Genomic DNA, 13,279 nt, shown 5'->3' with positions numbered 1-13,279 from the left:
CCGATCAGCCTTCCGGCGGAGGAGGGTGAAGTCCGCCGGCGCCATCATGAGCGATGACTGTCAGGAAAGTTTCCTGTTGGGCGGGAAACGTAGGCCCGCCGGGGAGGAACCGTCAAGAGTCCGCCCCCGAGGCGACGCGGTCGTTGTCTCGGGGGCGGGAAGAGCGCGGGTGCCGCTACTTGGTGGTGCTCGGCGGCGGGATCGGGGACGCCGCGACGGACTGCGGGGAGACGGTGCTCGAGTAGGCCGACGGGGCCGCCATGCCCGCGGTCGGGTCGGGTGCCGCGGCCTCCTGCCCCGGCACCTCCGGCCTGCCGACGATCGGGATGCCGGCCGCGTCGAAGGCGCGCTTGATGCGCCAGCGCAGCTCGCGCTCGACGGTGAGGGACTTGCCGGGCATGGTCTTCGCGGAGACCCGCACCACCATGGAGTCCAGCAGTACGGAGTCCAGGCCGAGGACCTCGATCGGGCCCCAGAGCATCTCGTTCCAGGGCTCCTCCTTGCTCATCCGCTCGCCCACCGCGGCGATGGTCTCCCTCACCTTCTCCAGGTCCTCGTCCGAGCGGACGGTCACGTCGACGCCGGCCGTCGACCAGCCCTGGGAGAGGTTGCCGATCCGCTTCACCTCGCCGTTGCGGACGTACCAGATCTCGCCGTTGTCGCCGCGCAGCTTGGTCACCCGCAGCCCGACCTCGATGACCTCGCCGGAGGCCACGCCGGCGTCGATGCTGTCGCCGACGCCGTACTGGTCCTCCAGGATCATGAAGACGCCGGAGAGGAAGTCGGTGACCAGGTTGCGGGCGCCGAAGCCGATCGCGACGCCGGCGACACCGGCGGAGGCCAGCAGCGGGGCCAGGTTGATCTGGAAGGTGCCCAGCACCATCAGGGCCGCGGTGCCGAGGATGAGGAAGCTGGCCACCGAGCGCAGTACGGACCCGATGGCCTCCGAACGCTGGCGGCGCCGCTCGGCGTTGACCAGCAGGCCGCTCAGCGCGGTGCTGGCCCCCGTCCCGGCCCTGCGGTTCATCCGGTCTATCAGCTTGGTGATCGCCCGCCGGACCACCACCCTGAGCACCGCCGCTATCACCACGATCAGCAGCACCCGCAGGCCGATCGCGAGCCAGGTCGACCAGTTCTCCTCGACCCAGCCGGCGGCGTTCGACGCGCTTTCCTGGGCGTCCTGGAACGAGGGCACCGCCGGTGTCGACGACTCCGAGGGCGACGGCGACGGTGACGGACCGGCGGCCAGTAGGACGGCGGCGGACAGGGACACGACGGATACCTCCAGGTGCGGTGCCGCCCGCCCCCGGCGGGGGTCGCTCCAAGGTCACGGAATGGTCACCGGACGGGCGGAATCACCACACTAACGGGGCACCGTGTGCGGAACGGCGCGAAGTTCACAGGAGAGACCGCGCTCACCCGCGCTTGAACTGGTCACGGTCGTGGGGATGGATTCCCTGTGGTCGAAAACACTCCCAGCCCGTTACCGGGACATGGTGGCGCTTCCAGCGGCCATGAGGGGAGACTGACTGCAGATCGTCCCGGCGCGAGCCACGCGCCGCCGACGCCCAAGGAGGCACCCGTGCCGCATGTCCTGGTCCTCAACGCGTCGTACGAGCCACTCGGCGTCGTACCGCTCCGCCGCGCGCTCGTCCTCGTCCTCGAGAACAAGGCCGTGTGCCTCGAGGAGTCCGGCGCCTTTCTGCACAGCGCGACCGTCACCGTGCCCGCACCCAGCGTGGTCCGGCTCAAGCGGTTCGTGCGGGTGCCCTACCGGGGGCCCGTCCCGCTCACCCGCCGGGCGCTCTTCGCCCGCGACGGGGGCCGCTGCATGTACTGCGGCGCCGTCGCCACCAGCGTCGACCACGTCATCCCGCGCAGCCGCGGGGGCCTGCACGCGTGGGACAACGTGGTGGCGTCCTGCCGTCGCTGCAACCACGTCAAGGCCGACCGCCACCTCGGCGAGATCGGCTGGCGCCTGCGCCACAAGCCCGCCCCGCCCACCGGCCTGGCCTGGCGCATCATCGGCACGGGCCATAGGGACCCGCGCTGGCTGCCGTACTTGCAGCCGTACGGCGCGGAGGACGCCATGGCCCGGATCGACGGCATTTCCGCCTGACGATCCGGGCCTTTGTCCGCCGTGCGGCTGGGTGGGGGCTGCGGCTGGTGGGAGCGGGTCAGCGCACCCGGTTCTTCAGCGGCTCGGTGTCCAGGGCGATCCCGACGGGATCGGGCAGCGCGACCTCCTTGCCGAAGGGGAGCGCCTGCACGGTCTCGTACCGCCCGCCGTCCGGCCGACAGTGCACCTGACCTCGCAGGTGTCCCGGTCCTGCCGACGGTGCGCGGTTCCCGGCCCCGGCGCGCACGGTCAGCGCTCCGACCAGGAGCCGCCGCCGCTCCTGTGGCCCGGTGCTCCGCCTGGGGGCGTGGGTCCGGGCGTGGCTCGCGGGGAGCCGTGGCGGCGTTCGATCAGGGGTGACGCCAGGTGAGTGTGTAGCGCCAGAAGAGCCGGCGGCGCAGGCGTGCGCCGGGCAGGAGCGTACGGGCCTGTCGGACGATGTCGGCGAACGGCATGTCGGCCGGCCGGGTCCGGGCGGACATCGAGACGGGCGGGGCCGCGCTCCGCCCCCGGTTCTTGAGCCACCCCGCGGCGGCGTTCAGGGGGACGGCCGTGGCGCCGAGCAGGTGGTCCGTGGCGGTCTGCGGCCGGTAGAGGCCGACGACGACCAGCGTGCCGCCGGGAGCCAGGTGCCGGCGGAAGGCGGCGAGGGTCTCGGCGAAAGGCAGGTGGTGGAGGGTGGCGACGCAGGTGATGACGTCGTGGGGCCCGGCGGGGAGGCCCGTCGGGGCGTCGGCGACGGTGAAGGACGCGGCTGTCGTCTCGGGGGTCAGCAGGCGCGCCCGCGAGGTGATCTCCGGGTCGGAGTCGATGCCCCGGACCTCGTCGGCGCGGGTGGCGAGGAGCCGGACCAGATCACCGGTGCCGGAACCGACGTCCAGCGCGCTGCCGAACCGACCGGGGAGCCGTCGCAGGATCCACGGGTGGTAGTGGGCGTTGTGGTCCCACGGGTGAGCGGCGTTGAAGCGGTCGAGCGCTTGGAGCAGCCGGTGCGGCGGCGGTGTCATGCGGCTCCTTCCGTGCTTCGTCCCGGTGGATCCGTAGCCCGTGACGGCTCACGGCCGTCCCGGCTCCACGCCCTCGCCGGAAACCGTGAGCACTTCCACCCCAACTGTCATCGAGTCGCTCATGTGAGCCCTTCGATGACACATGGCCGCCGACTGCTCACGCTTCCGGAACGCTACCCGCCCCCGGCCCGAGCCGCGGGCCCTCATTCGGCACGGCCGCGACCGGGAGACGCGAGCGGCGGGGGCGGGCGGAGGTTCCCCGGCGGAGTCGCCGATCACCCTTGCCGCCGGCCGGCCTGCCCGCGCCCGGTCATCGGCCCCTCACGCGTACCGCAGCTCGCCCGGCCGCACCGAGCGCCCCAGCAGCGGCAGTGCCGTCGCCGTTGCCCGCAGGCGGACCCGTACACGGCGGGCGCGACCAGCAGGGAGTTCCGCGGGAGCGAGCCGTCGCGGCCAGGGACGAGTATCAGGAGCCGACCGCCATGCCGCCGGTGCCTGCCAGCAGCAGGGCGGGGGCGAGGGGGAGCGCGGTCTCCAGAAGCAGGGCCCGGTTCAGGACCGTACGGGGCACTCCCGCGGCGACCCGGGCGGCCAGGGCACGGCGGCGAATAGCCGGGACGTGGCTGGGGTGTTTTCCCGTGGAACTCCGGCGTTCGTGACCTCCGTCCGTCATGACCGGTTTGCGTGTTCTCCTGATGGGTTAGGTGACTGTTCTGCCCGTATTCGGTGAGATTTTTTGGGGGTGAGGTGTGACCAGGGCCACGTTGTCGGTATCGGGGCGTCTGTCCTCGCGCTGACTGGGTAGGGCTGCCGTAACCCGCCAAAAGCGTGCGCGACACAAGGAGGCCCCCGTGGCTGCACTGGCACCCCTGCTGCTCCCCGCCCCGTCCAAACCCGTGGCGGAGCCGTCCACTCCCTGGGCGGAGCCCTCCGCCGCCTCCGACACCCCTCACTACTGCGTCTTCGGCGCCACCGGGAGCTGCGCCGAGACCCCGCTCACCAGCGAACCGCCGCTGCCCGACGCCGAGCCCCTCACCAGCGAGTCGCCGTTCGCCGACGCCGTACCGCTGACCAGCGAGTCCTCGCCCGAACTCACGGCCGACGTGCCGGAGCAGGGCGGCCCCTCCTTCGCCGTCCCCGAACCCACGAGGTCATAGAGGTCGCAGATGCCAGCAGCCCGGCCGGCCGAGCCCCCCGCCGAGGACCTTCCCGAGGATCTGACCCGGCTCGCCGCCCTGCACGGCGTCGCCACCTCCTACCGCCCGTCCCCGGACCGCACCGTCACGGCCTCGGCCACCGCCGTCACCCTGGCCCTGGCCGCCCTCGGCGTGGACACGAGCGCACCGGAAGCCGTGCGTGCGGCGCTCGCCGCCCGCGACACCGAGCTGCGCCAACGCCTGCTGCCGCCCACCGTGGTCGCCTGGAGCGACGGCCCGGCACCGACCGCCCTCACCACCCTGCCCGACGGCACCCGGCTGCGTGTCGACACCGAGCAGGGCGACCACCGCACCGGCACGGTGGGTCACCTGGCCGCCGAGAACATCACGACCTCCTCGACCGGCGACGCCCGCGCGGACCGCCCGGTCGGTGCTGGAGCCGTGGACCACCCGAGAGGTGAGGCCCTCACGGACCGTCGGGCCGGTGAGGGTGCCGTCAGGCGGTCGGCCCGTGACGCCCTCGCCGGGCTCCCGCCCGGCGTCCACCGACTGACCGCCACCGCCCCCGACGGCCGGACCGCGCACGCCCACCTGATCGTGGCGCCCGCCCGGCTGCCCGCACCCGCCACCCGCTCCCACGGCCTCCTCGTCCAGCTCTACTCCCTCCTCTCCCACCGTTCCTGGGGGATGGGCGACCTCGGCGACCTCGGCGAGCTCGCCGCCTGGGCCGGACGCGCCCTCGGCGCCGGATTCATCCAGGTCAACCCGTTGCACGCGGCCGTGCCCGGTCCCCCCACCGACCCCTCCCCGTACCGCCCCTCCTCGCGCCGCTTCCCCGACCCGGTGCACCTGCGGATCGAGGACGTGCCCGAGTTCGCGCACGTCACCGACCACGAGCGCGCCCGGACGCTGCGGGAGCGGGCGGCGCGGCTGCGGGGCGGCGTACTGGAGAAGGACGCCCTCATCGACCGGGACGCCGTGTGGGAGCTCAAGCGCGAGGCACTGGAACTGCTCCGCGAGGTCCCCCTCGGCCCCGGCCGCCGCGCCGCCTACTGCGACTACCTCGCCGAACAGGGCACCGCCCTGGAGGACCACGCCACCTGGTACGCCCTCGCCGAGGTCCACGGCCCCGACTGGCACCGCTGGCCCGAGGGCCTGCGCGACCCCCGCTCGGCCGACACCGCTCGCGCCCGCACCGCCCTGATGGACCGCGTCGACTTCCACTCCCGTCTCGCCTGGCTCACCGACACCCAGCTCAGGGCGGCCCAGCACACCGCCCGCGAGGCCGGCATGCCGGTCGGGATCGTCCACGACCTGGCCGTGGGCGTACACCCGCGCGGCGCCGACGCCTGGGCCCAGCAGGAGCACTTCGCCGCCGGCATGTCGGTGGGCGCCCCGCCCGACGCCTTCAACGCCCGCGGCCAGGACTGGGGCCTGCCGCCCTGGCGCCCCGACCGCCTCGCCGCGTCCGGCTACGCACCCTTCCGCGGCCTGCTGCGGGGCCTGTTCCGCTACGCCGGAGCCCTGCGCATCGACCACGTCATGGGCCTGTTCCGGCTCTGGTGGGTCCCCGAGGGCCACCCGCCCACCGAGGGCACCTACGTCCACTACGACGCCGAGGCCATGCTCGCCGTCCTCGTCCTGGAGGCCTCCCGCGCCGGCGCCGTGGTGATCGGCGAGGACCTGGGCACCGTGGAACCCGGCGTCCGCGAGGCGCTGCGCGAACGCGGGGTGCTCGGCACGTCGGTGCTCTGGTTCGAGCGGGACTGGGAGGGCGACGGCCGCCCCCTGTCCCCCGAGCGCTGGCGCGCCGACTGCCTGGCCACCGCGACCACCCACGACCTGCCGTCCACCGCCGCCCGACTCACCGGCGAACACGTCGAACTCCGCGACCGTCTGGGGCTGCTCACCCGCCCGCTGGAGGAGGAACGGGCCGAGGCGTCGGCGGACACGGCCGAGTGGCTGGACGTACTGGCCCGGCTCGGCCTGCTGCACGGCACCGCCGGGGACACCGGAGCCCCCTCCGAGGAGGCGGAGATCCAGGCCGTCCACCGCTTCCTGCTGCGCACCCCCGCCCGCCTGGCCGGCATCTGGCTCCCGGACGCCGTCGGCGACCGCCGGCCGCAGAACCTGCCCGGCACCTGGGACCAGTACCCGAACTGGCGCCTGCCGATCGCCGACGCCGAGGGCCGCCCCGTGACCCTGGAGGATCTGGCCGCCTCACCGCGGCTGCACGCCCTGATCGACGTCGTACGGGAGCGCGCCGGGCACGGGCAGGAGCGCTCCGCAGGCCGTGCCCGGCCCCCGTACGGCACCCCGGGCGCGCGCCCCTGACGGCCGTTCGCTAACTTTGCACCGTGGACAAGAAGAACGCCCTGCGCGCCGGCGCCCTGGCAGCCGGTACGACGCTGATGATGCTGCTCATGTCGTCCCCCGCGCTCGCGCTGACCCGCGACGACGGTGACGACCCCGGCACGGGCCTGAGCGTCATCGAGACGCTGGGCCTCTACGTCCTGGCCCCGATCGCGCTGTTCGTGATCATCGCCGGCCTGGTCATGGTCCTGGACAGGTCCAAGGAGGAGCACCGGGTGACCTCCCGCAACATCAAGACCCGGCCCAAGGCCGACGCCAAGGCCTGACGGGCTCCACCCGACGGGCCCACGGCCCGACGGCCCACCTCAGCTGTACCGAGGGCGCCGGTCCTCCCGCACGTGGCGAACAGCCGCGCGCGGGCGGGACCGGCGCCTTCCGCATGTCGTCTACCTCTCGGTCGCCGCCAGCAGGTCCCGCAGCAGGTCGGCCAACTGGCCGGCCCGCCCGGCGTCGAGGGCGGCGGACAGGGCCTCCGTCTGTACGGCGAGGCCCGCGCCGACCGCCTCGTCGACCAGCTCCAGCCCGCGGTCGGTGAGCGTGACCCTGAGGCCCCGGCGGTCGTGCGGGTCGGGGGAGCGGCGCAGCAGCCCGGCCCGTTCCAGCTTGTCGAGGCGGCCCGTCATGCCGCCCGTGGTGAGCATCAGGGTCGCCGAGAGCTGCCGCGGCGAGAGCGCGTACGGCTCCCCGGAGCGGCGCAGCGTCGCCAGGACGTCGAACTCCCCGCGGGAGATGCCGAACCGGCCGTAGGCCTGCTCCATCCGCTCGCCGATCGCGCGCGAGAGCCGGTTGACCCGCCCGAAGACCTCCATAGCGGTGGTGTCGAGGTCGGGCCGGACCACTGCCCACTGGCCGATGATCGCGTCGACCGGGTCCTCGTGCTGCTCGGGGCGCTCACTCATGGGACGAGTATCGGCGCCGGCAAGGTCGGCCGCAAGAAAGTGGCTCGACGATAAGTAGCTTAAGAGTAAGCTACTTGCCGTCGACCTATCCGAAGGGGCTTCCCGTGGCCGCGAACCGTCCCGCCCTCATCGCCCTGACCGCCCTCGCCCCTGTCTCGTGGGGCACCACCTACGCCGTGACCACCGAGTTCCTGCCGCCCGACCGGCCGCTGTTCACGGGGCTGATGCGTGCCCTGCCCGCGGGCCTGCTGCTGCTCGCCCTCGCCCGGGTGCTGCCCCGCGGCGCCTGGTGGTGGAAGGCCGCGGTGCTGGGCGCGCTGAACATCGGGGCCTTCTTCCCGCTGCTGTTCCTCTCCGCCTACCGCCTCCCCGGCGGCATGGCGGCCGTCGTCGGCTCGGTCGGCCCGCTCTTCGTCGTCGGGCTCTCCGCACTGCTGCTCGGACAGCGGCCCACCACACGTTCCGTGCTCGCCGGGGTCGTGGCGGCGTTCGGCGTCAGCCTGGTGGTGCTGAAGGCGGCCGGGGCGCTGGACCCGCTCGGCGCGCTGGCCGCCCTCGCCTCCACCGCGTCCATGTCCACCGGCACCGTGCTCACCAAGCGGTGGGGCCGCCCGGACGGCGTCGGCCCGCTCGCCCTCACCGGCTGGCAGCTGACCGCGGGCGGCCTGCTCATCGCACCGCTCGCCCTCCTGGCCGAGGGCGCCCCGCCCGCCCTGGACGGCCCGGCCGTCGGCGGCTACCTCTACCTGGCGCTGGCCAACACGGCGGTGGCGTACTGGCTCTGGTTCCGCGGCATGGGCCGGCTCTCCGCCACCCAGGTCACCTTCCTCGGCCCGCTCTCGCCGCTGACCGCGGCCGTCGTCGGCTGGGCGGCGCTCGGCGAGACGCTGACGCCGGTGCAACTGGCGGGCATGGCGCTGGCGTTCGGGGCGACGGTCGCGGGACAGCTCACGCCGCGGGGCGGGACGCCGACCCGGCCCGGAACGTTCAGTTCTCCTGCAAAGAACAGTCGAAAAGATTCGATGGACCTGAGGAGTGCGCCGCTGCGACGGTAGAGCCACCGCGATCACCGTCCAGCGAAAGGACCTCCGTGGCCGTAGCCGACCGCCGGACCACCACCGCAGCAGTTGCCTCCGCACGGCCCGGCCCGTCCGCCCCCGTCGCCCTCGGCCTCGGGCTCGCCGTACTGGCCACCCTCGTCTGGTCCGGCAGCTTCGTCACCTCCCGGGCCCTCGGCGACAGCGTGCCGCCCGTCCAGCACGCGTTCTGGCGCTGGGTGGTGGCACTCGCGGTCGTCGCCCCCTTCGGCGCCCGGCGGGCCTGGCGGCAACGCGCACTCGTCCGGCGCCACCTCGGCTTCGTCCTCCTCGCCTCCCTGCTCGGCGTCACCGTCTACAACACCCTCGTCAACCAGGCCGGAGTCACCACCCCCGCCGCCAACATGGGCATGATCATGGCCGCCTCCCCGGTGCTGATGGCGCTCTGGGAACGGGCGGCCGGTGTACGGCTCGGCCCCCGCCGCGTCGCCGGGCTGCTCATCGCCTGCGTGGGCGTGCTGCTGCTGGTCTCGGACGGCGCGTCCTTCTCGGCCGGCGACCTGTGGATGATCGCCGCCGCCTGCTGCTTCGGTTCGTACAGCGCGCTGCTGCGCCGCAGGCCCGCCGAACTGGGCGGCGCGGCGTTCCTCTTCACGACCTTCCTCCTCGGCACCCTCATGCTGCTGCCCGCCCACGCCGCCAGCGTCGCCGTCCAGGGCGGCTTCTCCCCGACCCCGGGCACCGTCCTGCCCCTCCTCTACGTCGGCGTCGCCTCCTCGGCCGTCGCCTTCTTCGCCTGGAACCGGGCGATCTCCCTGATCGGCCCGACCCGCGCCGGGATCGTCTACTACCTCCAGCCGGTGTGCGTCGCCCTGCTGTCCTGGGCGCTGCTCGCCGAACCGACCGGCTGGGCGCAGGCCGGCTGCATGGCGCTGATCCTCGGCGGGGTCGTCCTCGGCGCGGGGGCGCGCACCTGACGGCGGCGCCCCGCCGATAGGTTGCCGCCATGGCCGACTGGGAGATCCGCAAGCTGCGGATCCTGCGCACGCTGCGGGAGAGGGGCACGGTGACCGCGACGGCCGAGGCGCTGAACATGACGCCGTCCGCCGTGTCCCAGCAGCTGACGAACCTCTCCCGGCAACTGGGCGTGGAGCTGCTGCGGGCCCGGGGCAGGCGGGTGGAACTGACGGACGCGGCCCGGCTGGTGCTGCGGCACGCCGAGGCGGTCTTCGAGCAACTGGAACGCGCCGACACCGAGCTGGCCGCCTACGTCCACGGAGACGCCGGCGAGGTGCGGGTCGGCGCCTTCTCCACCGCCGTACCCGCCCTGGTCGTACCGGCCGTCACCGCGCTGCGGACGACGCACCCCGGTGTCTCCGTGCGGGTGCGGGAGACCGAGGCGCAGGAGGCGTACGAGCTGCTGGCCGCGGGGGACGTGGACCTCGCCCTGTCGCTGGCGGCGCAGGCGCCCACCGCCGCCGACCCGCGCTTCACCCGCGTCCCGCTCCTCGCCGACCCGCTGGACGTGGCGCTGCCGGACGGCCACCCGCTGTCCCGCACGGAGGGCCTGCGGCTGGCCGACCTCGCCGCCGAGCCGTGGATCTTCGGCGGCAGCGGCCCCTGGTCCGACATCACCCGGGCGGCCTGTGAGACGGCCGGCTTCCGCCCGCACCGGGCCCACTCGGCGGCGGGCTGGACGGCGATCCTCGCCATGGTGGAGGCGGGCATGGGCGTGGCCCTGGTACCGCGGATGGCGGCGGTGCCCCGCGCCGGGGTGGCGATGCGCGAACTGCGCACCGACCGCCCGGTCCGGCACGTCGTGGCGGCCGTACGCAAGGGGGCGGGGGAGGGCGCCGCGGTCGGCACGGTCCTCACGGCACTGCGCACGGCGGCGGACGCACGTCCCTGAGCACACCGGGACGCACGTCCCCGGAACGGCACCGGGACCGGCGGTCGCGCGCATACCGCCCCGTGCCGCGAAGGACCCGCCGCGCGCACACCACCCCACACGCCTCGGGGGCGCCCGGCGCGGTGCCGGGCGCCCCCGAGGGCGTACTCGTGGCGACGGACTACTCGGCCGCCGCCGCGTCCGCCTCCTGCGCCCGCAGCGCGCGCTCGACGCCCGAACGGGACTCCGAGACCAGCCGGCGCAGGGCAGCGTTCGGCTCGGCGGAGGAGAGCCAGGCGTCCGTGCGGTCCAGGGTCTCCTGCGACACCTGCACCGCCGGGTACAGGCCGACCGCGATCTGCTGGGCCATCTCGTGCGAACGGGACTCCCAGACGCCCTTCAGCGCCTCGAAGTACCGCTCCGTGTACGGCGCCAGCAGCTCCCGCTGGTCGGTCTGGACGAAGCCGGCGATGACCGCCTCCTGCACGGCGTTCGGCAGCTTGTCGGACTCCACGACCGACTCCCAGGCCTCCGCCTTGGCCGCCTCGGTCGGACGGGCGGCACGCGCGGTGGCCGCGTGGCGCTCACCGGCGGCGGTCCTGTCCCGCTCGTACTCGCTCTGGATCTCCGAGCCGCCGAACCGGCCCACGGCCGCCAGCCGCTGCACGAACGCCCAGCGCAGCTCGGTGTCGACGGCCAGGCCCTCGATCGTCGTCGTGCCGTCCAGCAGCGCGTCCAGCAGGTCCAGCTGCTCCGGCGTCCTGGCCGTCGCCGCGAACGCCCGCGCCCACGCCAGCTGGTGGTCGCTGCCGGCCTCGGCGGCCCGCAGGTGCGCCAGCGTGGCCTCCGTCCAGCGGGTGAGCAGCGCCTCGCGGGCGGAGGGGGCGGCGTACTGGTCGATGGCCAGCTTCACCTGGCGGTGCAGCGACTGCACCACGCCGATGTCGGACTCCTTGCCGATGCCGGACAGGACCAGGGAGAGGTAGTCGCGGGTGGCGAGCTCCGCGTCCCGGGTCATGTCCCAGGCCGACGCCCAGCACAGGGCGCGCGGCAGCGACTCGGTGAAGTCACCGAGGTGCTCGGTGACGACGGCCAGCGACTGCTCGTCCAGACGGACCTTCGCGTACGACAGGTCGTCGTCGTTGAGGAGGACGACCGCCGGGCGGCGCTTGCCGACCAGCTGCGGTACGGCCGTCAGCTCGCCGTCCACGTCCAGCTCGACGCGGTCGCCGCGCACCAGCTTGCCGTTCGCGTCCAGGTCGTAGGCGCCGATGGCGATGCGGTGCGGCCGCAGCGTGGGCTCGCCCTTGGCGCCCGCGGGGAGCGCCGGGGCCTCCTGGCGGATCGCGAAGGACGTGATGACCCCGGCCCCGTTCTCGCCGTCCGTCTCGATCTCCGGGCGCAGCACGTTGATGCCGGCCGTCTCCAGCCACGCCTTCGACCACGTCTTCAGGTCGCGTCCGGAGGTCTCCTCCAGCGCGCCCAGCAGGTCGGACAGGCGCGTGTTGCCGAACGCGTGCCGCTTGAAGTACGCCTGCACGCCCTTGAAGAACGCCTCTTCACCGACGTACGCCACGAGCTGCTTGAGCACGGAGGCGCCCTTGGCGTACGTGATGCCGTCGAAGTTGACGAGCACGTCGTCCAGGTCGCTGATGTCCGCCATGATCGGGTGCGTGGACGGCAGCTGGTCCTGCCGGTACGCCCAGGTCTTCATCTGGTTGGCGAACGTCGTCCACGAGTGCGGCCACTTCGAACCGGGCGCGTCGGCCTGGCAGGCGGCCTCCGCGTAGGTGGCGAACGACTCGTTCAGCCACAGGTCGTTCCACCACTCCATGGTGACCAGGTCGCCGAACCACATGTGCGCCAGCTCGTGCAGGATCGTCGCCGCCCGCACCTCGTACGCGGCGTCCGTCACCTTCGAGCGGAACACGTACTGGTCGCGGATGGTCACCGCGCCCGCGTTCTCCATCGCGCCGGCGTTGAACTCCGGCACGAAGAGCTGGTCGTACTTCTTGAACGGGTACCGGTAGTCGAACTTCTCCTGGAACCACTCGAAGCCCTGGCGGGTCACCTCGAAGATGGCGTCCGAGTCGAGGTGCTCGGCGAGCGAGGGGCGGCAGTAGATGCCGAGCGGCACCGACTGGCCGTCCTTCTCGTACACGCTGTGCACCGAGTGGTACGGGCCGACGATCAGCGCCGTGATGTACGACGAGATGCGCGGGGTCGGCTCGAAGACCCAGACGTTGTCCTGGGGCTCCGGGGTGGGCGAGTTGGAGATGACCGTCCAGCCCTCGGGCGCCTTCACGGTGAACTGGAAGGTGGCCTTGAGGTCGGGCTGCTCGAAGCTCGCGAAGACGCGGCGCGCGTCGGGCACCTCGAACTGCGTGTACAGGTACGCCTGGTCGTCGACCGGGTCGACGAAGCGGTGCAGGCCCTCGCCGGTGTTGGTGTACGCGCAGTCGGCGGCCACGCGCAGGATGTTGCGGCCCGGCAGCAGCCCCGCGAGGGCGATGCGGGAGTTCTGGAACACCTCGGCGGGGTCGAGGGCGTCGCCGTTCAGCGTCACCTCGTGGACCGTCGGCGCGACCAGGTCGATGAAGGACTCGCCGCCGCCCTCGGCGACGTCGAAGCGCACCGTGGTCACGGACCGGTAGGTGCCGCCCTCCTGCGCGCCGGTGAGGTCGAGATCGATCTCGTACGAGTCAACGGTCAGCAGCTTCGCCCGCTGCTGCGCCTCTTCGCGAGTCAGGTTTGTGCCAGGCACGCGGTCATCTCCTCGTTATGTGTGGGTTGCGCCAT

General features: G+C 73.4%; 12 protein-coding genes and 1 pseudogene. 7 read left to right on the top strand and 6 right to left on the bottom strand.

The window, feature by feature from the left end; all coding sequences use genetic code 11:
• Positions 1 to 175: 175 nt before the first annotated feature.
• A complete protein-coding gene (locus ACLIN4_RS12145) occupies positions 176 to 1,273 on the bottom strand; it encodes a mechanosensitive ion channel family protein (protein ID WP_107479998.1) in 1,098 nt (365 codons plus the stop codon).
• Positions 1,274 to 1,582: 309 nt separating this feature from the next.
• On the opposite strand from ACLIN4_RS12145, the gene ACLIN4_RS12140 reads away from it, so the two are divergent.
• Positions 1,583 to 2,119: an HNH endonuclease gene (locus ACLIN4_RS12140; protein ID WP_100049383.1), complete on the top strand. Its 537-nt coding sequence runs from the start codon at positions 1,583 to 1,585 to the stop codon at positions 2,117 to 2,119.
• Positions 2,120 to 2,177: 58 nt separating this feature from the next.
• Here the strand turns inward: ACLIN4_RS12140 and ACLIN4_RS12135 are convergent, their stop codons facing one another.
• The 3 genes and pseudogenes from ACLIN4_RS12135 to ACLIN4_RS12125 form a co-directional block, all read right to left on the bottom strand.
• Positions 2,178 to 2,306 carry a hypothetical protein gene (locus ACLIN4_RS12135; RefSeq protein ID WP_289903183.1) on the bottom strand — a complete coding sequence of 43 codons (129 nt, stop codon included), beginning with the start codon at positions 2,304 to 2,306 and terminating at the stop codon, positions 2,178 to 2,180.
• A 163-nt stretch (positions 2,307 to 2,469) separates the two neighbouring features.
• Positions 2,470 to 3,126, bottom strand: coding sequence for a class I SAM-dependent methyltransferase (locus ACLIN4_RS12130; protein ID WP_382024394.1), 657 nt, complete (start codon positions 3,124 to 3,126; stop codon positions 2,470 to 2,472).
• 321 nt (positions 3,127 to 3,447) lie between these two features.
• Positions 3,448 to 3,739: pseudogene (locus ACLIN4_RS12125) on the bottom strand (ABC transporter permease); the annotation flags it as partial.
• Positions 3,740 to 3,977: 238 nt separating this feature from the next.
• On the opposite strand from ACLIN4_RS12125, the gene ACLIN4_RS12120 reads away from it, so the two are divergent.
• The 3 genes from ACLIN4_RS12120 to ACLIN4_RS12110 are packed head-to-tail and all read left to right on the top strand — an operon-like array spanning position 3,978 to position 6,922.
• Positions 3,978 to 4,283, top strand: coding sequence for a hypothetical protein (locus ACLIN4_RS12120; RefSeq protein ID WP_043372889.1), 306 nt, complete (start codon positions 3,978 to 3,980; stop codon positions 4,281 to 4,283).
• A gap of 9 nt (positions 4,284 to 4,292) precedes the next feature.
• A complete protein-coding gene (gene malQ, locus ACLIN4_RS12115; protein WP_411575766.1) occupies positions 4,293 to 6,617 on the top strand; it encodes a 4-alpha-glucanotransferase in 2,325 nt (774 codons plus the stop codon).
• Between the two features lie 23 nt (positions 6,618 to 6,640).
• Complete coding sequence (locus ACLIN4_RS12110) at positions 6,641 to 6,922, top strand: hypothetical protein (RefSeq protein ID WP_100047322.1); 282 nt, start codon at positions 6,641 to 6,643, stop codon at positions 6,920 to 6,922.
• A 120-nt stretch (positions 6,923 to 7,042) separates the two neighbouring features.
• Here the strand turns inward: ACLIN4_RS12110 and ACLIN4_RS12105 are convergent, their stop codons facing one another.
• Positions 7,043 to 7,555 carry a MarR family winged helix-turn-helix transcriptional regulator gene (locus tag ACLIN4_RS12105; RefSeq protein WP_107476630.1) on the bottom strand — a complete coding sequence of 171 codons (513 nt, stop codon included), beginning with the start codon at positions 7,553 to 7,555 and terminating at the stop codon, positions 7,043 to 7,045.
• Between the two features lie 104 nt (positions 7,556 to 7,659).
• On the opposite strand from ACLIN4_RS12105, the gene ACLIN4_RS12100 reads away from it, so the two are divergent.
• From ACLIN4_RS12100 to ACLIN4_RS12090, 3 genes are read left to right on the top strand one after another with little or no spacing between them, the layout of a single operon-like run.
• Positions 7,660 to 8,610 (top strand): EamA family transporter, encoded by a 951-nt coding sequence (locus ACLIN4_RS12100; protein ID WP_107476629.1) that lies wholly within the window; start codon positions 7,660 to 7,662, stop codon positions 8,608 to 8,610.
• A 35-nt stretch (positions 8,611 to 8,645) separates the two neighbouring features.
• Positions 8,646 to 9,569 carry a DMT family transporter gene (locus ACLIN4_RS12095; protein ID WP_100047325.1) on the top strand — a complete coding sequence of 308 codons (924 nt, stop codon included), beginning with the start codon at positions 8,646 to 8,648 and terminating at the stop codon, positions 9,567 to 9,569.
• A 29-nt stretch (positions 9,570 to 9,598) separates the two neighbouring features.
• Positions 9,599 to 10,501: a LysR family transcriptional regulator gene (locus ACLIN4_RS12090; RefSeq protein ID WP_107476627.1), complete on the top strand. Its 903-nt coding sequence runs from the start codon at positions 9,599 to 9,601 to the stop codon at positions 10,499 to 10,501.
• Between the two features lie 160 nt (positions 10,502 to 10,661).
• On the opposite strand, the gene pepN is transcribed toward ACLIN4_RS12090, so the two are convergent.
• The gene (gene pepN / locus ACLIN4_RS12085) at positions 10,662 to 13,244 is read right to left on the bottom strand and encodes an aminopeptidase N (protein ID WP_290014228.1); all 2,583 of its coding nucleotides are present in this window, start codon (positions 13,242 to 13,244) and stop codon (positions 10,662 to 10,664) included.
• Between the last annotated feature and the right edge of the window lie 35 nt (positions 13,245 to 13,279).

The organism is Streptomyces mutabilis (genome assembly GCF_046628145.1).
GTDB classification, from domain to species: domain Bacteria; phylum Actinomycetota; class Actinomycetes; order Streptomycetales; family Streptomycetaceae; genus Streptomyces; species Streptomyces mutabilis.
The sequence above is the reverse complement of the archived record's forward strand: the minus strand, read 5'-3'. Positions and strand labels throughout refer to the sequence as shown.